A 24,438-nucleotide genomic window follows, 5' to 3' on the forward strand; every position below is an offset into this window, starting at 1 on the left:
AATTATTATCACTATTAACTAATAAAAACGATGCCCGATGCCCGATGCCCGATGCCCGATGCCCGATGCCCGATGCCCGATGCCCGATGCCCGATGCCCGATGCCCGATGCCCGATTAAGACCATATTTTAACATATTTTTACCATTCCTTGTAGCAGTATAACGGGTATTTTTTAAAATTATTCAACAAGATATACTGTTAAAAAAAATAACTTCAATAACAATATTACGCTAATCGAATAATAATTTGATAATATACTAAATGATATGAATTTTTTTGTAATGTGTTTTTCCGTAAAGTTTTGTAAGGCGTTGATGACGCTTAAAGGTACATGTTGATGGACTGCAAATTATTTATTTTCCGTTCAACCATTAAGCATTGCTACGCTTTTATTGATTGTAGTTATAGGGATTGCCGCTATAATGTGTAACAAAATTTTAGATAAAAAAGATCATTATGACCGCACAAACTTTTTTAGATTTAGGATTAGATGAGATCTTAATCGAAAACCTGCAAGCACAAAATATTCATACACCAACAGCCATTCAGGCGCAAACTATTCCTGCCGCACTCGAGGGTAAAGATATTTTAGGATCTGCACCCACAGGTACCGGCAAAACATTGGCTTTTTTAATCCCAGCGGTGCAACATCTGCTCGATTTTCCTAGACGTAAACCTGGTCCACCACGTATTTTAATTTTAACACCAACTCGTGAACTTGCCATGCAAATTGCAGAACAATCGAAGCGCCTAACACAATCAACGCATCTGAGCACTGCGACAATAACCGGCGGTGTGGCTTATATGAATCATGCTGAAGTATTTAGCAAAAATCAAGATATTGTGATAGCGACAACCGGTCGATTATTACAATATATCAAAGAAGAAAATTTTGATTGCCGCGCTGTTGAAATGTTAATTTTAGATGAAGCTGATCGTATGTTAGATATGGGCTTTTCACAAGATGTTGAAACCATTTCGGCAGAGACGCGTTGGCGTAAACAAACACTTTTATTCTCGGCAACGCTTGAAGGTGAAGGATTGCATAACTTTGCCAGCCGTATCTTAAATGATCCAATCGAAATTAATGCCGATCCTTCACGCAAAGAGCGCAAAAAGATCTTACAATTTTATTATCGAGCCGATGATTTAACGCATAAAGTGGCTTTATTAATCCATTTATTAAAACAAGTCGAGTTGAAAAAAACCATTATCTTTGTGCGTAAACGTGAACGTGTGCATGAATTGGTGACTTGGTTACATCAAGCTGGCATCAATAGTTGTTACTTAGAAGGTGAAATGGTACAAGCCAAACGCAACGAAGCAATAAAAAGAATGAGCAATAATACCGTTAATGTATTAGTGGCGACTGATGTCGCTGCACGCGGTATTGACATTGATGATATTAGCCATGTGATTAATTTTGACGCCCCTAAAACAGCGGATGTCTATTTACACCGCATTGGTCGTACGGCTCGTGCTGGCAAAAAAGGCACGGCGATAATGCTAATCGAAGCTCATGATAATGAGTTATTGCAAAAAATTGAACGTTACATTCAAGAACCGATTAAGTTAAGAACTATTGATGAATTGAGACCGAAAACCAAAGCCCCTAAACGCGTAACCAAGAAAAAGCCATCACAAAAAGCAAGATTAAAAAGTGAAACTAAAAAACAAGATGCAAAAAATAAAAAAGTAAAATTGCGCCATCGTGATACTAAAAATAAAGGGAAGCCGAAAAAATCAATAAGTAATTTCGAACAAAAACAACAAAGTTAATAGTTTGAACTTATGAAATCAATTGCTTATAACGAATTGGACAAATAGCGTTAATTGCTATAATAACTCCCGTTGCTTGATTTATATTTTATTTGTTAAGGAGAAAATTATGACATTAGTCACTCGCAAAGCCCCTGATTTTACTTCAGCAGCTGTTTTAGGTACTGGCGAAATTGTAAACAATTTTAATTTAGCTGATCATATCAAAGGTAAATATGCAGTTGTATTCTTTTGGCCAATGGACTTCACTTTTGTTTGCCCTTCAGAAATTATTGCTTTTGATCACCGTTTAGATGAATTTAAAAAACGTGGAGTTGAAGTAATTGGTGTTTCAATGGACTCTGAATATGTTCACAACGCTTGGCGTAATACTCCACAAGATAAAGGTGGTATTGGTGAAGTCAAATTCCCAATTGTCGCGGACATTAAACATGCAATTATGCAAGCATATGGCGTTGAACATCCTGAAGCTGGTGTTGCTCTACGTGCGTCGTTCTTTATCGATAAATCGGGTATTGTTCGTCACGAAACTATCAATGATTTACCAATTGGTCGCAATATTGATGAAATGATTCGTATTGTTGATGCTTTCCAATTCCACGAAGAACATGGCGAAGTTTGTCCTGCACAATGGACAAAAGGTAAACAAGGTATGCAAGCTAATCCAAACGGCGTTGCAAGTTACCTAAAACAACACGCTAAAGAAATTTAATTATTACATTATCGTTCTAACGTTTTATTCAAAAGCTTTGCGTTAACCGGAGTTTATCTCCGGTTTTTTTATCTATTATTTTATTGTAATTTAGAATTATCAAAGCATAGTTTATGCTGAACGTTTTAGTTTTTTTATATGATAAATAATTGGATAATTCAACTTATCGATAAGTAGGATCGCAACAGTAGGGTTTATGTTCTAGTAATGAAATCAATAACAGGCATTGATTAAGATTGATAATATTGCATCACATCGTCATATGTAATCCAACTACTCCAATAATGATGATAAGTAAACCAAATAAACGTTGCATATTTTTAGGTTCATTAAATAAAAATATATTGGCTAATACTGCACCAGATGTTCCAAGCCCTACCCAAACAGGGTAAACAATACTTAACTCAAGATAATGAAGTGAAAAATAAAATAATACAAAAGAGATAAAAAAACCGCCCCAATAGGCAATTAATCTTAGTATATTTTTTTTCTCTGCATAAAGCTTAAGCCCCACTGCACCTACAACTTCAAAAATCGATGCAGTCAAAATTAACAGCCAACCCATGAATACTTATCTCCTACTAATATCCTTATTGTTAACTATCAGTACGTTTAAGTTGAATAACACCAATAATAATTAAAGCCACAAAGAACACGTGAAGCAATGTAATATGTTTATCAAATAATAACACATCAAAAATGGTTGCACCGACTGCACCAACCCCTGAAAAAATTGCATACACAGTACCTGTGGGTATGGTTTTGCAGGCATTTGTTAAAAACGTAAAATCAACAATAAGTAAAGTGATAATGATAAGCCAATGCCATAATTCGGTTGCGACACTGAATCCAAAGATCCAACACAACTCAAAAAAACAGGTAAGCACGACAAATGCCCACTCTTTATTTATATTAGACATAGCTACCTCATTGCTATCATCAACTCTTTTTATCATTATTTAGTTTTGCTTTTTCACCGAATTTGTATCGTAGAAAACAAAAGATGGTTCGCAAACCAAGAAAGTTGCCACCAAAAGAAATTAGTTAATTTGTTAAAAAAGACAAAGCCTGTTTTATACTGAAATGTATATAATTACTTAAACTTTTTTACAAAATTCTATTATAAATTGTTTATAATAAAATAATTCTACAACGAAGAAATAGAAATTGCAAGGTTAAAATCGTTTATTATTCAATAGTTCAAGCTTTTATGATTAGGTTAGTTTTGCATGAATTATTACAATAACGATATAATATTAATGCTGTAACATCTTGAGATTAGCTATGAAAAATTCCGATAAAATGAAAAATACAGGGCCAAAAGGACTTGAAGCCCAAGCAATGGTAATGGCAGCGATAGATTTTATGGAGGAAGTTGGCAATTCCGCTTTTAGTGTACGTAAACTTGCCGCCAAAATTGCTTGTGATCCAATGTCACTACAGTATCATTTTAAATCAAAAAAAGGACTGGAACGGGCAATGGCTGAAGAATTAACCCGTAGAATATCAACTATTGATAACAGCATGCCTTGGGATGAACGCCTTCGACATTTAGCTTATCAATATCGGCAAATAGCTCTTGCCTATCCAAATAGTTTTAAATTAATGCAGCAGTTTTGGAGTACAGGGCTTGCCGATTATATTCGAGCTGAATATGTTTGTCAGGCGTTAACGGATGCTGGCTTTAATGATAATCAAGTAACCCGTTTTTGTTTAGGTTATTACGCTTGTATTATTGGGCTTGCGGCTTCTGAAGCGGGGGGATTACTTCGCCCTGCTGATGATGCAGATCTTAATGACATTGAAAATTTGCCTCAGCAAGGTTTTACATTGACAAAAAAATTAGCCCCCGCATTTCAAGCTGTTGAACCCGGTCAAGTATTTGCTTTTACTGTCGAGCTATTTTTACAAGGCATAAAAAAAGCATTATAAATAAAACTATCGCTGAGCAATTGATCATGTCCAGCGAATGAAGAAAAAAGCAAACTTACTTAAAATGAAAGATTTGTACCAATAAATAACGTACGACCAGGTTCATTATAAGTTGCTGCACCCGCACCACGAACGGTTATCACGCCATTTTTTGGATTTTTTAGAGATGATGAATTACCCTCTCTAAATAAACGTTTATTAAAGAGATTATCAACACCTGCAGTTAGGGTAAAGTTTTTATTAAATTGATACTGACCACTAAGATTCAAAATTGCATAAGGGCTTAGTTGATGAGTTGAAGTATCGGTTACTTTATCCCCAAGATAGTCATATTTTTTCGGTTTTTGTTTACCATACCAAGTTAATGCTGTTAAAAATGAGAGTTGTTCAGTCACTTGCCAGTCAATTGCTGAATTGAGAGTATACTTTGGAATGATCGATAAATAATCCCCTGTTTGTTTATTTTTTGACTGTAACATCCATGTAAGATTATTACGCCAATTAATGGTTGATGTAACCGGCACCGTTAAGCTACCCTCTAAACCTTCAACCACGGCTTTAGGTACATTTTGCCATTGAAAAATATTCGAATTTTTGAAGGCGTTTTTTCCACCATCAGCTTGACCAATTGATCTGATACCTGAATCAATTTTATCACGATAATCATTACGGAAATAAGTCATACCAGCAATAAGACCGTCATTATGAAATTCTAAACCTATCTCTTTATTTACACTAGTTTCAGCTTTTAAATTATTATTACCAATTAGATAACAACTACCACCAGCACCATAACACCCTTGTCCTCGACTATAAAGTAGATAGTTAGGATTTGATTGATACAAGTTTGGAGCCTTATAAGCTCGAGCAATACCTAATTTTAAGGTAAAATAGTCACCTAATTCTTGAGCTAAATTCAAACTTGGGCTCCAGTTGCTACCCGAGTCACTTTGGTGATTATAGCGTAATGCAGGTGTTAACATTGTTGTTTGGGTTAACTCAATATTGTCTTCGACAAACATTCCCCATAAATTAGCTGAACTTTCCACGCTTCGATTTTTATCTTTAATCCATGGTACACTGCCGCCTTCTTCTGTGGATTGAGTATTTGAAGTAGGATCTTTCATTTTTTGATGATTATATTCAGCTCCAATGGTAATGGTTTGCGGCACAACAATAGTCAACGGTAAATTGGTTTCATTATGTAAGGTAATATTGTCATATTTGATCGTTGAAAAATCGCCATTATCAAATCGACCTTCTGTACCACCAGCCAAACCTTCATTTAAACGACTGTTGCGTGTTTTTTCTACTTGTACATAAGACATGGTATTGACACCATTATCCCAATAGCCTCGATGGGTTAATGCATAATTTTGTCGATACATTCTATTCGTTTCATCATTGTAAAAACGACTTACTAATGGATTTGGGTTATTATTTTGTGTATCACCCGCATAAATATTACCTTGACGACTCACACCAGCTTCAAATTCCAATGATTGCTGTTTGCTAATATCCCAACGTAGTAATCCATTTAGATCTTTATTACGTACCCCTTCACGCCCTGCACTAGTAGAATTAGGATTAATCTGATGTTTTTTATTGATATCCCAATCATCAGCCTCGGTTTTATTAATATTCCCATATAAACGCATGCTTAAATTATCGGTTAAACCACCAGTTAATACAAAGTCGGTTCGTTTGGTTGCTCCCTCTTCGCTATGAGATGGTAAATTGATATAGCTGTTTAACGCGCCATGCCATTCATTGGTTGGCTGTTTAGTAATAATATTAATCACCCCACCGGCAGCTCCATCACCATAACGTGCAGCAGCTGGTCCACGAATAACATCAATCCGCTGAACAATATCAGCAGGTACCCAGTTAGTATCACCACGTGTATCACGCTCTCCTCGCCATCCATAACGAACTGACATACGACTTTTTACCGGTTTACCATCCACTAAAATAAGGGTGTTTTCTGGTCCCATGCCACGAATATCAATTTGACGATTATTACCACGTTGACCACTGGTTGAGTTACCAGTCAAGTTAACACCAGGCATGGTACGAATAATTTCAGAGAGATCATTTTTGGGAGGCATTTTACTGATATCTTTTTCGGTAATAACTGAAACACCTAGTGCTTGCCTAGTTTGTTCTGCTGCTGTAACAACCATTACATCATCACTATCATTATTTTTGTTGGTTGATGACGGGGTATTGTCTGCGTAGACATTATGACAAACAAAGCTAATTAAAACCGTCAATAGATAAGTCGATTTACGTTTTAAAATCATGTATTTTATTTCCTAAAAAAATGGGAGAGTTAATTAATAATAGTTATCATTATTAATTAACTGTAAATAATGTAAACCGAATTTTCACAAAGAAAGTCCATTTGATTGTATTTAAAGCAAAAAAATTTATAAATTAATCGGCGATAATTCAATATTTTTAATTAGCATTAAAATTTACTTGTATCCCCTCTTGCAGTGCAAAAATAGCCACCGTTTTATGAGACTGATTAGGATAAATAGTATAATTCAATTGTAGATTCGTAATATTAGCTTGTTTTAATTTTTCAAATAGTCGCGTTGAAGAATCAACCATTTTTCGATTTTGACGATGCTGTAATAATATTTTTTGTTCCGCTTCAGGTAAACTCAACTCAGCAGCAAGTAATGATTGCTCGGCTCCACCGACAGAAAGCCATAAATTAACTGGTTTACCCAAAGTTGGGCGCTTATCGTCGGCTAGATGTTTAGACAATAAGTCAAACATATATCCACCACTAAACCACATCGATGGGCTAGAAATAATATAAGTATCAAAAGCTATCGGTTTTGCTAAAAAAGCATAAAGATTAAATAATCCCCCATATGAATGACCAAAAATCGCTCGTTTGTTAGGATTAATAGGAAAACGTTTTTCTATTTCAGGTTTAAGCTCTTTTGTTAGAAAATCATAAAAATCATCTGCTCCACCATAACTTACAGGTAAATTGATTTGATGATTAGGCAAAATTTCGGCAACTAGCTTTTCAGGTTTAGGTAAATAATCCAATCCGCGTCGAGATTCACCCGAATAATCAATTGCGACAATCATTCCTTCCTTAATCACACAACGATCGCAAGCTTGATTGGTCATCATATTGTAAGCAGTTAAAAAATAGCTGTCGCCATCAAGTAAGTAAATAACTGGCCAACCATCTTTGGGTGTTGGTTTATTTGGTGTATAGATAGTTATTTTATAATCGCCAACTGATTTGGAATGAACAACTTCGGTTTTAGCATTCGCCACAATAACATTCATTGATTTTTGACGATCTGTTTGACAACCAGTCAACATAAAAATAACCACAAAATAGACCAAAATTAAACGTAACATAGAGTAAACCAGTTAAAATTGAAATAGTAACTTATTTTATTCATCTAATTGATATAACATCAATGATCACATCATATAAAAATAGTGAATATTTTTAATAACATTATCAAATAATTATCTACGCCGACTAAGTCGGCGTATATCAATCTTACCCTTATTACACACTATGCGTTTTTCGATATTCAACGATATCTTCGATAGTAACCACTGGTAAATTATGCTGTTTGGCAAATTCAACTATTTGCGGAGCTCTTGCCATTGAGCCATCATCATTGGTGATTTCACAAATGACCGCAGCAGGTTTGAAACCGGCCAAAGTCACTAAATCAACCGACGCTTCAGTATGGCCACGACGTGTTAAAACTCCACCTTCTTGAGCCACTAATGGAAAAACATGTCCTGGATGATTTAAATCACACGGTTTAGCATGATCAGCAACGGCCGCTTTAATAGTGGTTACACGATCTGCGGCTGAAACGCCTGTTGTTACGCCTTGAGCCGCTTCAATTGATATCGTAAATGCGGTATGATTTTTGCTAGTATTATTCGCCACCATCATAGGTAATTGTAATTTATCACAATAAGCTTTTGGCATACATAAACAGACAATGCCACTGCCATGACGAATAGTCAGTGCCATTTGTGGCGTAGTGATGGTTTCGGCTGACCAAACAATATCGCCTTCGTTTTCACGATCTTCATCATCTAAAACTAAAACACCTTGACCGGCTTTGATGGAACTGATTGCACGCTCTACCCGTTCAATAGCTGTTCCAAATTCTTTTAAATTAAACTGATTCATGGTAAATACCTATCCTTTTATAAAATAATTATATTTATCCCAAAGCAATACAGAACAAATCTGATATCGATACATAAAAAAATTGTAACAATTAAGCAGATATCATTAAGTAAAACTATAAGTATAAATAAATTAAATACCAGAATCAGGGCAAGTGCTTGACCATAATGATTTTGCTAATAGCAAATTAAGAAAAGATAAGCTACTCTCTTTCATCCAGACTTTAACTGTCGGCTTTGGAATTACACCAAATCTGCTTGTCCTTAATGTTTATCAATATTAAATAATAATAGGATAAATATTAAGCGCTCGTGGGCTATACCACCGGTGGGGAATTACGCCCCGCCCTGAGAACTTTGTCGTTAAATTGACGGCATATACTATAATACAAAATAAGTAAAAAAACACGGAAATTTATTAAGTTAGCCTCAAGCAATTGTATCGAAAGTACTATATCAATTAGAAAAACACGTTTATAGCTAATTGCACTAAGCGCTAACCACTGTTATTTAGCTTATCGCTTAATGTTATTTAGGGTAACAACTTTAATAACAGTTAATAGGATTGATTAATATCGATACCTATTGTTATACATTAACAACCTAGACCTAAACGCTAAAGGCGTTTATAAACTCAATAACAAAGCTAGCTTAGAGTCACTTAATTCTAACTATTCATGTTAATAAACCACACAAAGATAGCAAAGGCTATCATTGTCACGCAAAGTAACATCCTATTACACGTCAAAATCAGCATAATAATTTATATTTCGCAATCCATTGAACCAATCAGCACTGATACAACACAATTACAGATCATGATTTAATAATCGGCCAACAGCAATTCAAGCGCCAAATAGCTTTGACTAAATCTTTTTAACAATGGCACATGAAGGATGAGAATAAGATAAACAAATGCGGCTAAAAGTATTATGTTGAGATTGTGGCAGATGAAGAATTATCATTTTCAATGATTCATAATGTACTTTTATTAACGTGACAAAATCGAGACTAAACTTGTAGTATAAGCGCTAAAACAGGTTATAACCTGAATTTAGCGCTTGCATTGTAACACTCAAAAACAACGGTAGGCAAAGCCTAAAATCCCATTAAACATTAATATTATCTAATGTCCGCGCATTTCACGTATTTTGCGTCGTTCAGCTTTACGCATCCATAACCATGAGATAAAACCAATTATTCCTACTATGAATAAGATAATTGTTGCCAATGCGTTGACCTGAGGATCGACCCCTAATCTCACTTTCGAAAAGATTAATTTTGGCAATGTCATTGCGCCTGGACCAGTAACAAAGTTAGCAATAACCACATCATCAAGTGATAGCGTAAACGCCAATAACCAACCTGAAACTAAAGCCGGTGCAATCATTGGTAACGTAATAATGAAAAATACTTTTAAAGGATTGGCACCTAAATCTAACGCTGCCTCTTCAATTGACTTATCAAGCTCGCGCAACCTTGCACTTATAACGACTGTGACATAAGCTGTACAGAAAGTTGCATGCGCCATCCAAATGGTGATAGCGCCACGATCTTTTGGCCAACCTAATACTTGTCCCATTCCAACAAATAAGAGTAATAATGCTAAACCAGTAATAACGTCAGGCATGACTAATGGTGCAGTAGTCATAAATGAAAAAAGATTAGATCCTTTAAATCGTCTAAAGCGGATAATTGCATACGATGCTAACGTACCAAGAACAATAGCAAGCGTTGCAGCCCCTGCGGCAATGGATAAACTTAATCCTACTGCTTTAAGCAGGGTTTCGTTATGCACTAGTTCAACGTACCATTTAGTCGAAAAATCAGCCCAAACGGTTACCAGACGAGAGCTATTAAACGAATAAACAATTAAAATAATCATTGGGATATATAAAAAAGAAAATACCACCAATAAAATCAGCGCCTTTAAACTGCGACATATTAACGCTAAAGTGATAATCAAGGTAACAATCACACTGAAAATCAAACAACCAATGTATAAATAACTATTGCCAATTAATTCTAATCCTGAAGACGAGATCAAAACAGTTAACAATAAAGCGCCTAAGAATGAAGCAATAAAAATAATCACAGCGGATCGCATAATAACAGGTAAATTGTTCATCTATTTACCTCCCAATTGTCGATTTTGGAATTTATTAAAGTAGTAAATAGGTATAATTAATATCAATAACATTACCGAAGCCACTGCAGATGCTGCCGGCCAGTCATGGTTATTAAAGAATTCAGTCCAAAGTTGTGTACCTATCATAATGCCTTCAGATGGACCTAATAGTTCAGGAATCACATACTCCCCAACAGCCGGAATAAAGACCAACATACCGCCAGCAATTACGCCATTTTTAGTTAATGGCACAATAATTTTAAAAAAGGTTTTAATTGGTTTACATCCCAAATCTAATGCTGCCTCGATCAACGTAGAGTCCACTTTACTTAATGAGGTATAAATTGGCAGTACCACAAAAGGTAAATAAGAATAAACAATACCAATATAAACCGCAAAATAGGTCTTCATGATGATAAGTGGTTGATCAATAACGCCTAACCACATTAAGAAATTATTGAGTAGCCCATTAGGATTTAAAATACCTATCCAAGCATATACTCGAATTAAAAACGAAGTCCATGATGGTAAAATAATTAATAATAATAAGATATTTCGAGTTGAGGCTTTACATTGTGAAATAGCCCAAGCTAATGGATAGCCAATTAAAATACATAAAATCGTTGAAATAGCCGCTACTTTCAATGATTGCAAATAAGAATCAATGTAAATGGTATCGCTCAGTAAATTTAAGTAATTACCAAAATTTAAAGCAATATTGAGTAAACCATCATCATAACTGAATAAATCAGTATAAGGCGGTACCGCTGAAGCCATTTCAGAAAAACTAATTCGAAATACAATTAAAAATGGTAATAAAAACAGTAATAACATCCATAAATAAGGGATACTAATCACTGCTAGTCGACCATATAACGTCATTAAATCTGAGTCATTACGTTGTTGGCGCATCTTTTTATAAGCAAAATAGATTGCGACCAAACCAGCAGGAATAAATAAAATACTGCCGGCAATAATCAAACGATAAGCAAATTTAGATGGCTTATAATAGGCTAAGTAGAATCCTAAACATGACAATAAAAAGCTGAATGTCATTGCAGTGAAAAGCGCATCTAAAAATAGATTGTCAAATGAATCTGTTGAGACAAAACGCCAATAAACATTGAGTAATACAAATGCATTCAACAATAAACCCAATAAAATGGATCGCATCATGATATCCTCTTTTGTTTATTCGGTTAGCACAACACAACTATCAATATCCCAACTCAGATTGACAATGTCGCCCCATGTTGGCATACCTTTACGATAACGATGTTCGTTTTGTAACTGCGCAATAATAATTTGCCCACTTGGTAATTTGACATGATAAATTGATAAATCACCAAGATAGGCAATTTCAACAACCTCACCACTTGCTACGTTGTAACCTTGTTCTGGAATTTCGTCACATAATTTAATTTTTTCTGGGCGTAGTGCAACTTGAATAGGAACACCTTCAACCGCTGGTGAATCATAATCGACTTTTAATGGGTGTTTGATCATTGGGCAGTTAAGAATCAAACCATCTTCTAATGTTTCTTGCAAAATACCATCGAAAATATTCACTGATCCAATAAATTCAGCACTGTAACGGCTGTTTGGATGTTCGTAAATCTCTTCTGGTTCACCGATTTGTACAAATTGACCTTTATTCATAATGGCAATTCGTCCTGCCATCGTCATTGCTTCTTCTTGATCGTGCGTAACCATGACACAAGTTGCACCTACTTGTTCTAAAATGCTAACTACTTCAAGTTGCATACGATCACGAAGTTGTTTATCCAATGCACCCATTGGTTCATCAAGTAATAATAATTTTGGTCTTTTCGCTAGACTGCGAGCCAACGCTACACGTTGTCTTTGACCACCTGATAGCTGATGGGGCTTACGTTTACCAAATTGTTCCATATGAACAAGCGCTAACATCTCTTCAACGCGTTGTTTGATTTCGTGCGCATTTAATTTGTCTTGTTTTAAGCCAAAAGCAATATTTTGCTCAACCGTCATGTGAGGAAATAAAGCATACGATTGAAACATCATATTGATTGGGCGATTGTAAGGAGGCACTTGCGATAAGTCCTTACCATCTAAAATAATCTGTCCGGATGTAGGTTGTTCAAAACCAGCAAGCATACGCAATAATGTTGATTTTCCACTGCCCGATGCCCCTAACAAGGCAAATATCTCACCGGTATAAATGGTGAGGTTGACATCATCAACCGCATAATAATCATCATTAAAAACTTTCGTTAAATTTTTGATCTCCAGTAATGGAGTTATCATCTTTTTTTTAGGCTGTACCTGATTTGTTGTTTTATTGTTCACTCTTTTTTCCTCATAACAACAAGCCATAAAAAACGAGACGGAAAGATCAAATTAACCTCTCCGTCTATATTAGACTAGTAAATAGTGTAGTACCAAAAATATCGGTTATTTACCAGTTTTTAGTTTTGTCCACGTGCGGGTAATAACACGTTCAAGTTTTGGTTCTTTTACTTTTAAAGTGAATAATTTTTCCATTACTTCTGGTTTTGGATAAACCGCTGGATCATTTTTCACTTCTGGTTTCACAAACTCATCATTAGCCGCTTTATTCGCACTTGCAAAGTTAACATCGTTGGTTACTTGCGCTGCAATTTCTGGTTTCATGACAAAGTTTAAGAACTCATGTGCTTCTTCTACATTTTCTGAATCTTTTGGAATAGCAAAAGTATCAAAGAAGACTAATGCCCCTTCTTTTGGAATTTGATAACCAATATGTACGCCGTTTTTCGCTTCGTTTGCTCTATCTCGGGATTGTAAAATATCGCCTGACCAACCTAAAATAACGCAAATATCGCCGTTAGCAAGATCTGTAATATATTGTGAGGAATGGAAATAACGAATATTTGGTCTCACTTTTTCTAACAACTCGTAAGCAGCACCAGTGTAATCTTTAGCATCTGTACTATTTGGATCTTTACCTAAATATTGAAGAGCACTAGCAAAAATTTCGGTCGGAGCATCTAAAAATGCGACTCCACAATCTTTGAGTTTTTCCATATTTTCGGGTTTAAACACTAAGTCCCAGCTATCTACAGGTGCATTATCGCCTAAACGTTCTTTCACCTTATCGATGTTATAACCAATACCCGTTGTCATCCAAACATAAGGAATGGCATAGGTATTATCAGGATCGTGGTTAGCCATCAATTTCATTAAATTAGGATCTAGATTTTTCCAATTTGGTAATTTACTTTTATCTAGCGGTAAATAAATTCCAGATTTAATTTGTCTAGCTAAAAAGCTATCAGAAGGCGATACGACATCAAAACCTGAATGCCCAGCCATGAGTTTTCCTTCTAATGCTTCGTTTGAATCATAAACATCATAAACCAGTTTTATACCTGTTGATTTTTCAAAATCACTGATAGTTTGTGAACCGATTTGTCCTGCCCAATTATAAAAATGGACGACTCGATCTTTAGCTATTGCTGATTGAGATAACGCTAGTGAAACACCAGCTACGATTGAAAGAATTGTTTTACGTTGAGTAAACATGCTCACCACTTCTCCTCTAGTTTAGGGATATTACATGTTAGACACAAGCCCATTGGATAACTTCAATGGACCCCCAAATTTTACCAATAACTTCGTTAAAAAGTATGGCGAAACCGAGGTAATCAGGCAATCACAAGTCATTAATAAATTTAATGAACGAGTAGAGCTAACCTTGCATTACGAGGGATAAAATACCTTTTTTTTTTGAGATGTCTACTTAAAATATCAAATATCCTAAGTTTCGGGGTTGAGTGACGATATTTTGACCGCTCAACCCACTATTTATCATAAATTGACAATTAATTTAGCTGTTTTATTCGGCAGTCGCTTGCAAAATTTTGGCATCTGCTTGCCAAACACGATATTTAACAGTTAAATCATTTGGTACATAAAAAACGATTGGTAAACGGCTATTATAATTTAGCGTTCCAATATTGTTACCGATAGTTACAAATTGATTTTTATTAGCACTTTCTGGGCAAGCCATGAGTGTTGATATGCCATCTTTGGCTTTATCTACCACATAATATGAATATCCCCAGCCTTTCAATTCTTGTTGTTTAATAGTCGCGCTAAGACTATGCGCATTACAATCAACATTCATATCTTTACCAACTAATACTTCGACACGGGCACTATTTTCATCTTTTAATGCAGGAAGATGAATAGCATAGCGAGTATAGCCAGGCATGGCTTCTGGGAAAGGTGCTGTATCATTTACATTTTGTACAACTTTAGCTGATTTTGGTGATGTCGAACACGCCGCTAATGCAACACTCATCATCATTAATAACATTATTTTCTTCATTTTTACACCTCCGAAAAAAGTATAATGGTTAACATACAACATATGCTTTTTGAATCTTATTGCGTATAATAACATTTTCTAGACTAAATAATATGGTACAAAAATGCCAGCTGAAAACAATACGTACGATTTACTTAAATTGATTCTAAACCTATTAATAATAGGATTACTAATCATTATTACTTATCGTGTAGTTGAACCTTTTTTGTTTGGTTTTTTTTGGGCGGTCATGGTGGTAATTGCCACTTGGCCATTAATGATCAAAATCCAACAAAAATTATTTAATAAACGCTGGTTATCACTATTAGTCATGGCACTAATTTTGGCTTTCGTTTGTATTATACCATTTATATTAATTATTAGTAGTGTTGCACAAAATGGCCATTATTTAATTGAATGGGCCAGAACACTACCTCATCGTGAATTACCGACCTTAGATTGGTTAAGTAGCCTACCTATGTTTGGAAATGAATTACACCAAAAATGGTTAGAAATTATTCAAACAGATGGATCGGAGCTGATTTCTGATATCCAGCCATATATCGGTATTTTGGTTGGATGGCTTTTAGAACAAGCGACCAATATCAGTATATTCATCTTCCATGCCGGTGTAATGATCATCTTTAGTTTATTATTATTTCTTAAAGGTGAAAGTATTACAAAATACGTCTATGTTTTTGCTAATCGTTTATCAAAACACTATGGTAAAACAACCGTTACTTTAGCTGGTCAAGCAATAAGAGCCGTAGCTTTAGGTGTTGTCGTTACCGCCATTACGTTAGCACTAATTGGTGGCATCAGTTTTGTGCTTACTAACATGCCTTTTCCTGGCATTTTGACGCTCATTTTATTTATCTGCTGTGTGGCGCAAATTGGTCCGGTCATTGTCATGATAGGCTGCATTATCTGGCAATTTTGGGATGGAAATACCATTTCGGCGATTGTATTAATTTTTGTTGCGATTATTTTAACCACTCTTGATAGTGTAATGCGTGCATATTTAATAAAAAAAGGCGCCGATTTACCATTTTTGCTCATATTATTTGGTGTTATTGGAGGAATACTCGCCTTTGGTATTATGGGATTGTTTATCGGTCCAGTTGTGTTAGCATTGACTTATAAGCTTATTGAATCATGGGTCGATGAGCAAGCTTAACAATAAAGTTGAATAGTCATTAATCGAAGCTTGTTACAAACTTGATTTATGCCCTTAATGTAATGTAAAAAGGAGTATTATTTTCTGGTGTATTTTATGCTATGCTACTACATAGTCCAGTTACAATAATATATAAATAATGAGAATACCTTTTATTAGATATAACCATCAAAAGCATCTTGATGATTTAGCAAAAATTCCTCAAGATGCTAGTCAATACCGCATTTTATTTGATCCAAATTCATACAGAATTGCTTTGCTCGACAGTATTTATAAAGCACAACACCGAATTTACATAATAGCGTTATATTTAGAGCAAGATGAAGCTGGACAAGAAATCTTAAATGCACTTTATCAGGCAAAAAAACAAAAACCAAATTTAGACATTAAAATTTTTGTCGACTGGCATCGAGCACAACGCGGACGGTTTGGAGAAGATAAAAACCAAACCAATGCTCGTTATTATAATCAGATGAAGCAGCAGCATCCCGATATTGACATTCCAGTTTATGGTGTACCCATTAACCGTCGAGAAGTACTTGGTGTGTTACATCTTAAAGGGTTAATTATTGATGATACAGTCATATATAGCGGGGCAAGTATCAATAATGTCTATTTACATAAGTTCAATAAATATCGGTATGATAGATACCATTTTATCACAAATAAAACGCTAGCTGATTGCATGATAAAATATGTCAATGATAATTTTTTACCTTTTGAGGGATTACAGCGTTTAGATGTAGAACACCATAAAACCCGTAAACAAATTAAAGCTGAAATAAAAACATTACGCCAACACCTTAGTGAAGCAAATTATCAATATGAAAGTTATGCAAGTAACAATGAATTAACCGTCTCGCCTATTGCAGGACTTGGGCGCAATAATAGTTTAAATAAAATTATTCATCATCTGATTAATACAACACAACATAACGTTATATTTTGTACCCCTTATTTCAATTTACCCAATATCTTGGTTCGCGATATTATTCGATTACTTAGAAAAGGGAGACAAGTGGAAATTATTATTGGCGATAAAGAAGCAAATGATTTTTATATTCCGCCAGATAAACCTTTTAATATTTCGGGTGGATTACCTTATTTATACGAAATCAATTTAAGAAACTTTATTGAACGCTTACAACCTTATATTGATAAACAACAATTAATTATTCGTTTGTGGAAAGATGAAGATCAAACTTATCACCTTAAAGGTGTTTGGGTAGACAATCAATGGATGCTTATTACAGGCAATAATCTTAATCCGCGTGCTTGGCGTTTAGATCTGGAAAATGGCATTTTAGTTCATGACCCTAAACAAGAGTTACAAAAACAAATTAAGCAGGAACTCGATACCATTCGTCAAAAAACGACGTTGGTTACTCATTTCCAACAAATTCAAGCTAGTCAATTTTATCCAAAACAGGTACATAAATTGATTAAACGCTTAAGTCGCATTCGTGTTGATAGAATTATTAAACGTTTGTTATAACGTGTTAGACTAAATAAATTTAAATTAGTTGGTATTGAGATCAGTCATTACGCTTTTAATGCCCCTTTAGTCATGCAATTTAAATTATTTCAAACGCAAATATCGCGCTTTTTTAATATTTTTTACAACATTTAACTGTGGGAAAATAGAATCGATGACTCACTCTCAAGATGTTTACAATAATTTCAAAAATAAAAAAATTAGTTGGTTATTTTGGCAGTATGCTTTACCGGCGGTAATTGGTACTATTGTCAATACACTGTATAACATTATTGATGGGGTATTTATTGGTCACTGGATTGGTCGTGAGGCACTGAGTGGGGCTGGTATTATTTTACCTGTAATGAACCTGACCGCGGGTATCGGTATGCTTGTAGGTATTGGGTCAGCCAGTCGCATATCGATTTTTTTAGGTCGTGGAGAAACGGATAAAGCCGAAAAAATTGCTGGCACATCATTTATGTTAACGGCTGTTTTAAGCGGTATAACTTTAGCATCATTACTCTACTTTGTTGATCCCGTGTTACATTTTGTCGGCTCCAGCCCAACCAATCATCAATATGCTAAAGAGTTTTTACAAGTATATTTGCCCGGTAGCATATTTATTACGTTAACATTTAATTATAACAATATGATGCGGGCAAGCGGTTACCCATTTAAAGCAATGGTCACCATGTTTATTAGTGTCATTGCCAATATCATTTTAGCACCTATTTTTATCATTGGCTTTGGTTGGGGGATGCGTGGTGCAGCTTTTGCAACTACTTTATCGATGTTCATTAGCTTTTTATTTGTGATGCAGCACTTTATCAGTAAAAATAGTAATATCAAACTGTATCGATGTAACTTTAGACTTAATTGGATATATATTAAATCAATTTTATCAATTGGTATGTCACCTTTTGCGATGCAAGTCGCCGCCTCTATTGTGGTTGTGTTTATTAATTGGCAACTTACCCATTATGCTCCTTTGTCAAACGTTTCAAGTGATGATGCAATTGCAGGTTATTCCAATGCTAATCGATTAATTACATTGATTATTATGATTGTTATTGGTATCAATCAAGGAATGCAACCGATTATTGGCTATAACTATGGTTCGAAAGACTATCTACGAGTTAAAGCCACTTTCTTCTATGGGGTCAAAGTTGCAACAGTCATTACTAGCATTGGCTTTATTTTAGGATTTTTTGTTCCAGATGTGTTAGTGCGCGCATTTAGTTCTGATGAGGATTTAGTGCACATATCGGCGATAGCTTTACGATACACGACTTTATCGTTTGCTTTTGTCGGTTTTCAAATGGTTACCACAAGCTTTTTTCAGTGTATTGGTATGGCAAAAATATCCATTTTATTAAGTCTTTCCCGACAAATTTTGATCTTATTGCCAACACTATACCTATTACCGTTATGCTTTGGATTGGATGGAGTTTGGGCCTCATCACCAACAGCAGATCTTTTATCAACTGGCGTTGCATTTACGGTACTATTTTGGTATTTCAAATCGATAAAGAGTCGATGTCACCAATAGTTAGTATAAAAAATATAAATTCATTACTTTTTTAATCGATATAAATTATGACCAGTTTTAAGGTTAAAGATCAAAAACAAATTGGAATATCACCAACATCAGGGTCATCACATGCTTGAATAAAGTATTGTGTTGACTTGACATAGTTTGGCTCAACAAAAACACCTTGAATAAACATTAATCCTAAGTAATATTTTGCATGAACATCAGTTTTTGCAGCAACTTCAAATAGTTTTATCGCTTGAACATAATCTGGTTGGCTGCCATCATTATTTATATACATAAGAGCAAGGTCATTTTCAATGTTTAATTTGGCGCTGTCTATAATCCATGATTTTGCATCATTATAATTTTTCTCAACGCCGTTACCATTTAAATACATTAGACCTAACATTACTTTAGCGCGATTATCGTTTTGTACAACTGACTTATCAAACCAACTTTTCGCTTGCTGATAATCTTTTTCAACACCATACCCATTTGAAAACATTAAACCTAATTGCAATTGTGCACGTACATCACCTTGTAGAGCCGCTTTTTCATACCACACTTTTGCTTTAGCATAATCTTGTTCATCAGCATACCCATAAAAGTAATAACAGCCTAAAGCATATTGAGCATCAGCATTTCCTTGTTGTGCTGATTTTTCATACCATTGCTTAGCTAAGTGACTATTGTGTTCAATACCAATGCTATTTTGGTACAATGTGGCTAAATCAAATTCTGCACCAGCATCACCTTGTAAAGCAGCAGCGTCAAGCCATTGTTTTAATTTAATACTATCTTGTAGCTCATTACCATCAACATATTGATATTGAATGCCAAAATCATATTGCGGTTTTTCTGGTAAACTTTCAGCTGTCATTTGCAAAAGTTCATCATTACTTAATTTTTTTAATTCATTAGCGTTGGTTGAACTCACAGACAATAAAAATAAGAGTAAAGCAGTTACATTTTTATTCATCTTTTATTTCTAAACTCCATTACTTGAAATCCCCGTTGTTAGGTCATAACAATGGCGGCTTCAACTATCTTAGATTAAACCCTTACTCAGGTAAAAGCGCTAACAGGTTATTTTATCTAAATACTATTTTTTATTGAATATACACATCATCTATTTGATTATTGACAAATTTGATACTGAAAGCCATTTTCGCAAGCGTTTTGTAACCATTGCTTAGCTAATTTAGGATTTTTTTTGACGCCTAAGCCATGTAAATACATTACCCCTAAATAATACTGGGAATGCGCAAAACCTTGTGCTGCACTCTGTTCAAAAAATTGTTTTGCTTTAGTAAAATCTGGCTTGATAACATAATTATTATAGCCACTCTTATCATCAACGCCATAATAGTAAATTTGTCCCAAGGCGCTGTTAGCGCGAGGTTGATTTTGATAAGCGGCATTTAGAAAATAATCTAATGAATATCCATTAAACTCGGTACTATCTAGACCATAAAAATCGAAATAAGCCACCATATATGATGCTTTAACATTACCTTGGTCAGCGGATTTCCAGTACCAATAATTAGCTTCAGTATAGTTTTTTAGAGGTACGCCATGCCCCATTCGATACATTTCACCAAGATAAAATTGGGCTTCATCACTCCCCATCAATGCAGCATTTTGGTACCATTGTTTGGCTTTAGTATAATCTTGTTCAACACCATAGCCCTTGTCATATATTAAGCCCAAGTTGAATGCTGCGTTAGCATCATTTTGTGCGGCAGCCTTTTCAAACCATTGTTTTGCAGCAGTGTAATCTTGTCCGATCCCCTTACCTTTGGCATAAATCAGTCCTAACGCCAGTTGAGCACGACTATCATTTTGTAATGCTGCTTTTTCGAACCACGCTTTAGCAATGGTCGAATTTTGCTCAACACCAATACCTTCAAGATAAAATTTTCCGATATTATATTGAGCATCAGCATTACCTTGTAGTGCCGCCTTTTCAAACCATTCTTTAGCTTTCTTATTATTCTGTTGTACTCCATTATTATTCTTTGCATATAAAAATGCTAACTGTAACTGAGCGGTTACATCGCCTTGTAGCGCTAACTGTTCATTCAAGGCTAACATTTTAGCTTCATGCGATAATAGCGTTGTTTCTTTTGTTACATCATCTACAATTTCGGATTTATTTGTTGCTTTTTTTCGCCACTCTTTAGCTTTAGCAGGATTGGGGGCAACGCCTTGCCCTGTTTCATACAAATTAGCCAATGCTAGTTGTGCATCCATGTTATTTTTTAAAGCAGCTCTTTCAAACCACTGTTTAGCTTTTACATAATCTTGATCGGTACCATTCGCTGTTAAGTACAAACTTGCTAATTGCACCTGCGCATCATCATCCCCTTGCTGCGCCGCTTGTTCATACCACTGCTTAGCTTTAATAATATCTTGCGTAACACCATAACCATATTGATAAAATTTGCCCAAAGCATATTGTGCATTCACATTACCTTGTAAAGCGGCTTTTTCATACCATTGTTGAGCTTTAGTGAAATTAATTTCAGTACCTTGTCCCTTTTTATATATTTCACCTAGATAAAACTGATAATTTGAGTTGCCTCGTGAAGCGGCTTTTTCGAACCACTCATTAGCTTTGACATAGTCTTGTTTAACACCTTTACCATTTTGATACATTAGACCTAAATTAAATTCAGCATGATCACTAATTTTTGTTGCCGCTTTTTCAAAAAACTCTTTGGCTTTTACATAATCTTGTTTTACCCCATCGCCATTTAAATAAAGTAATCCTAATTGCTCTTGCGGTCTTGAGTCAGGAAGTGCTGCACTTTTCTCAAACAACTCTTTAGCTTTGACAAAATCTTGTTTTACACCATTGCCATTTTTATACAGCATAGCTAAAAAGTATTGCGACAATTTATCATTTCGTTTAGCTGATTTTTCTAACCATTGCTTAGCTTGTACATAATCTTGTTCTGAACCAATACCATAATAATAGTAGATACCTGTTTCGTATTCACCATCAAGATCGCCTTGTTCTGCGGCTTTTTCGAACCATTGTTTGGCTTTGGAAAAATTGACATCAACACCATATGGTTCTTGATTGGTATAACTAAAAGCTAAAGATACCATTGCATTGATATCGCCTTGTAATGATCTTTTTTCATACCATTGTTGAACTTTACTATAATCCTGACTAAGGTCGTCAACATCTTCATTGTTATCTATTTTGTTAAATTCTGCTTGAGATAAACCTTGTTGACGTGCAGCCTCAAACCACTGATTAGCAATGTTTTCGTCTTGCTTTACCCCTTCACCACGTAGATATAGCTGACCTAATTTATATTGTGCATAAGCATAACCCTGCTTAGCAGATTTTTCGAACCAATTTTTAGCGTCAATATAATAGTTTGCATCTTCTTGTGCTTTTGCATAGTTTATTATGCCTAAGTAGTATTGGGCTTTGGGATGATTTTGCAGAGCGGCAATGTTAAGCCAATATTTTGCACCATCAATATATTGCATTTGCCCTATACCATAAAGTGCAAACTGCCCTAAATTAGCTTGAGCATCACTGTGACCCTGATTAGCAGCACTGGCAAACCACTTTCTTGCTAATCTATAATCTTTTATTACACCATATCCATGTTGATATAAAACGCCCAAATAAAATTGAGCATTACTATCACCTTCAGCGGCTGCTTTTTCAAACCATTCTTTAGCTTTAGCGTAATTTTTTTCTAATCCTTCATCACCGATAAAATACAAAAAACCAACTCTAAATTTAACATCATTGTTGGTTTGCGAAGTTAACTTTTCAAATAATTCTTTAGCCTTTAGATAGTTTTTTTCAACACCATTGCCTTCTTGATATCGAACCGCTAACTCATATTGTGCACTCGGAACTTGTTGTTCATAAGCCAACTGTAACAACTCATCTAATTTTAAATTTTCTTGCTCATTGGCATGAACCAAATTTATTGACATGAGTAATAATATTAGTAGATATTTCTTCATTTCTTATTTTGTTCCTTGATTATTATTACCTCAGAAAACAAGTTTATACCGAACAGTTTAAATTGTTTTATTATGATAAGCATAAACGATATAGAGAAAATTAGGAATCTAAAGATGTATTTCTGCATCAGGAAAGATTTTATTAAACATGGATTTGATGACAAAACCGTGTAATCGATTTTTCAATTAAAATAGATTTACTTTAGACCAAATGTTCTTTGGATTGATAGCTTATTTACAAATTTCACTATCCAGTCCATTTTCACATGCTTTTTTGTACCATTTTTGTGCTTGTTCTGGATCTCTTTTTACCGCATTTCCATCTTCATACATGATACCTAAATTATACTGAGCTTCGGGTTGATCTTGAGCTGCGGCTCTTTCAAACCACTCTTTCGCCAATTTTAAATCTTTTTCAACGCCTTTGCCTTCATAATATATCCACGCTAAATTAGTTTGTGCTTCAGCATCACCTTGAAGTGCTGCCTTTTCAAACCACTCTTTTGCTTTGGCATAATTTTGCTCTATTCCCTCTCCAGTGTCATACATAATGCCTAAATTGAATTGAGCATCGACAAAACCTTGTGCAGCTGCTTTTTCGTACCATGTTTTTGCTTGAGTAAAATCTTGTTCAACACCTCTACCATTCTCGTACATCATGCCCAAATTAAATTGCGCATCAACATCACCTTGTGATGCGGCTTTCTCAAACCAGTTTTTAGATTGAACATAATCTGGAGCACTTCCCATACCTGTGTAGTAAATTTGTCCTAAATTGAATTGAGCCTCAACAATACCTTGCGATGCCGCTTTTTCATACCATTGCTTAGCTTTTTCATAGTCCTGTTCAACACCTTTACCCTGTTCATACATAACACCTAAATAAAATTGTGCTTCAGGATCGTTTTGTTCTGATGCTAAGTTAGACAAATCGTTGATGCTTAAATTTTTGATATCTTGTGCACTTACTGCATTAGTTAAAAATAAAAAAAATAAAATAATTGTGTATAATTTTTTCACTTCTTATTCCTTAACTACGAGATAGTTATATTATTTAGATTATCGTATTTACATTTTATTCTAGCAATATAAATAATGATTACCAATTAATTTTAATTAAGTTTATTAAATTACGTTTATGCTTAAAATGGACGATAGTGGCAAAATATTAAAAC

Annotated in this window: 18 protein-coding genes, 1 pseudogene and 1 riboswitch; of the genes and pseudogenes, 6 read left to right on the plus strand and 13 right to left on the minus strand. The window is 34.8% G+C overall.

What is annotated here, in order from left to right; translation table 11 throughout:
- Nucleotides 1-457 precede the first annotated feature (457 nt).
- Together srmB and J3U66_RS04880 are read left to right on the plus strand one after the other, a co-directional pair.
- Nucleotides 458-1,780 carry an ATP-dependent RNA helicase SrmB gene (gene srmB, locus J3U66_RS04875; protein ID WP_267348217.1) on the plus strand — a complete coding sequence of 441 codons (1,323 nt, stop codon included), beginning with the start codon at nt 458-460 and terminating at the stop codon, nt 1,778-1,780.
- Between the two features lie 109 nt (nt 1,781-1,889).
- Nucleotides 1,890-2,492 (plus strand): peroxiredoxin C, encoded by a 603-nt coding sequence (locus tag J3U66_RS04880; protein ID WP_267332554.1) that lies wholly within the window; start codon nt 1,890-1,892, stop codon nt 2,490-2,492.
- A gap of 250 nt (nt 2,493-2,742) precedes the next feature.
- Here J3U66_RS04880 and J3U66_RS04885 read toward each other — a convergent pair whose 3' ends face one another.
- Together J3U66_RS04885 and J3U66_RS04890 are read right to left on the minus strand one after the other, a co-directional pair.
- Nucleotides 2,743-3,057, minus strand: coding sequence for a DMT family transporter (locus J3U66_RS04885; RefSeq protein WP_267344805.1), 315 nt, complete (start codon nt 3,055-3,057; stop codon nt 2,743-2,745).
- A gap of 31 nt (nt 3,058-3,088) precedes the next feature.
- The gene (locus J3U66_RS04890; RefSeq protein ID WP_267332552.1) at nt 3,089-3,412 is read right to left on the minus strand and encodes a DMT family transporter; all 324 of its coding nucleotides are present in this window, start codon (nt 3,410-3,412) and stop codon (nt 3,089-3,091) included.
- 364 nt (nt 3,413-3,776) lie between these two features.
- Here J3U66_RS04890 and J3U66_RS04895 point away from each other — a divergent pair, with 364 nt between their 5' ends.
- Complete coding sequence (locus tag J3U66_RS04895) at nt 3,777-4,424, plus strand: TetR/AcrR family transcriptional regulator (protein ID WP_267344807.1); 648 nt, start codon at nt 3,777-3,779, stop codon at nt 4,422-4,424.
- Between the two features lie 59 nt (nt 4,425-4,483).
- Here J3U66_RS04895 and J3U66_RS04900 read toward each other — a convergent pair whose 3' ends face one another.
- The 8 genes and pseudogenes from J3U66_RS04900 to eco form a co-directional block, all read right to left on the minus strand.
- Complete coding sequence (locus J3U66_RS04900; protein WP_267348219.1) at nt 4,484-6,727, minus strand: TonB-dependent siderophore receptor; 2,244 nt, start codon at nt 6,725-6,727, stop codon at nt 4,484-4,486.
- Nucleotides 6,728-6,884: 157 nt separating this feature from the next.
- Nucleotides 6,885-7,817, minus strand: a complete 933-nt coding sequence (locus J3U66_RS04905; protein ID WP_267348221.1) for an alpha/beta hydrolase — start codon at nt 7,815-7,817, stop codon at nt 6,885-6,887.
- Nucleotides 7,818-7,974: 157 nt separating this feature from the next.
- Nucleotides 7,975-8,619, minus strand: coding sequence for a 3,4-dihydroxy-2-butanone-4-phosphate synthase (gene ribB, locus J3U66_RS04910; RefSeq protein WP_267348223.1), 645 nt, complete (start codon nt 8,617-8,619; stop codon nt 7,975-7,977).
- A 200-nt stretch (nt 8,620-8,819) separates the two neighbouring features.
- A riboswitch (FMN riboswitch) is annotated at nt 8,820-8,978 on the minus strand.
- Nucleotides 8,979-9,744: 766 nt separating this feature from the next.
- Entirely contained in the window at nt 9,745-10,581 is an 837-nt protein-coding gene (locus tag J3U66_RS04915; RefSeq protein WP_416379722.1) for an ABC transporter permease subunit, read from the minus strand.
- 165 nt (nt 10,582-10,746) lie between these two features.
- Nucleotides 10,747-11,619, minus strand: a pseudogene (potH, locus tag J3U66_RS04920) (putrescine ABC transporter permease PotH); the annotation flags it as partial.
- Between the two features lie 318 nt (nt 11,620-11,937).
- The gene (gene potG, locus J3U66_RS04925; protein WP_218056922.1) at nt 11,938-13,074 is read right to left on the minus strand and encodes a putrescine ABC transporter ATP-binding subunit PotG; all 1,137 of its coding nucleotides are present in this window, start codon (nt 13,072-13,074) and stop codon (nt 11,938-11,940) included.
- Nucleotides 13,075-13,179: 105 nt separating this feature from the next.
- The gene (locus J3U66_RS04930; protein WP_065635108.1) at nt 13,180-14,289 is read right to left on the minus strand and encodes an extracellular solute-binding protein; all 1,110 of its coding nucleotides are present in this window, start codon (nt 14,287-14,289) and stop codon (nt 13,180-13,182) included.
- Nucleotides 14,290-14,602: 313 nt separating this feature from the next.
- Entirely contained in the window at nt 14,603-15,097 is a 495-nt protein-coding gene (eco, locus tag J3U66_RS04935) for a serine protease inhibitor ecotin (protein WP_267332547.1), read from the minus strand.
- Between the two features lie 103 nt (nt 15,098-15,200).
- Here eco and ydiK point away from each other — a divergent pair, with 103 nt between their 5' ends.
- The 3 genes from ydiK (at nt 15,201) to J3U66_RS04950 (ending at nt 19,279) form a co-directional block, all read left to right on the plus strand.
- Nucleotides 15,201-16,253 carry an AI-2E family transporter YdiK gene (gene ydiK / locus J3U66_RS04940; RefSeq protein ID WP_267332546.1) on the plus strand — a complete coding sequence of 351 codons (1,053 nt, stop codon included), beginning with the start codon at nt 15,201-15,203 and terminating at the stop codon, nt 16,251-16,253.
- A gap of 139 nt (nt 16,254-16,392) precedes the next feature.
- Nucleotides 16,393-17,748: a CDP-diacylglycerol--serine O-phosphatidyltransferase gene (pssA, locus tag J3U66_RS04945; protein WP_267332545.1), complete on the plus strand. Its 1,356-nt coding sequence runs from the start codon at nt 16,393-16,395 to the stop codon at nt 17,746-17,748.
- 154 nt (nt 17,749-17,902) lie between these two features.
- Entirely contained in the window at nt 17,903-19,279 is a 1,377-nt protein-coding gene (locus tag J3U66_RS04950; RefSeq protein ID WP_267348227.1) for an MATE family efflux transporter, read from the plus strand.
- A 70-nt stretch (nt 19,280-19,349) separates the two neighbouring features.
- Here J3U66_RS04950 and J3U66_RS04955 read toward each other — a convergent pair whose 3' ends face one another.
- From J3U66_RS04955 to J3U66_RS04965, 3 genes are all read right to left on the minus strand, one after another.
- A complete protein-coding gene (locus tag J3U66_RS04955) occupies nt 19,350-20,243 on the minus strand; it encodes a tetratricopeptide repeat protein (RefSeq protein ID WP_267348229.1) in 894 nt (297 codons plus the stop codon).
- Nucleotides 20,244-20,401: 158 nt separating this feature from the next.
- Nucleotides 20,402-23,263, minus strand: a complete 2,862-nt coding sequence (locus J3U66_RS04960; RefSeq protein ID WP_267348231.1) for an SEL1-like repeat protein — start codon at nt 23,261-23,263, stop codon at nt 20,402-20,404.
- A 231-nt stretch (nt 23,264-23,494) separates the two neighbouring features.
- Nucleotides 23,495-24,283, minus strand: a complete 789-nt coding sequence (locus tag J3U66_RS04965; RefSeq protein WP_267348233.1) for a tetratricopeptide repeat protein — start codon at nt 24,281-24,283, stop codon at nt 23,495-23,497.
- Between the last annotated feature and the right edge of the window lie 155 nt (nt 24,284-24,438).

The sequence above is a fragment of the Gilliamella sp. B2969 genome, from assembly GCF_026536195.1.
In the GTDB taxonomy this organism is placed as follows: Bacteria; Pseudomonadota; Gammaproteobacteria; order Enterobacterales; family Orbaceae; genus Gilliamella.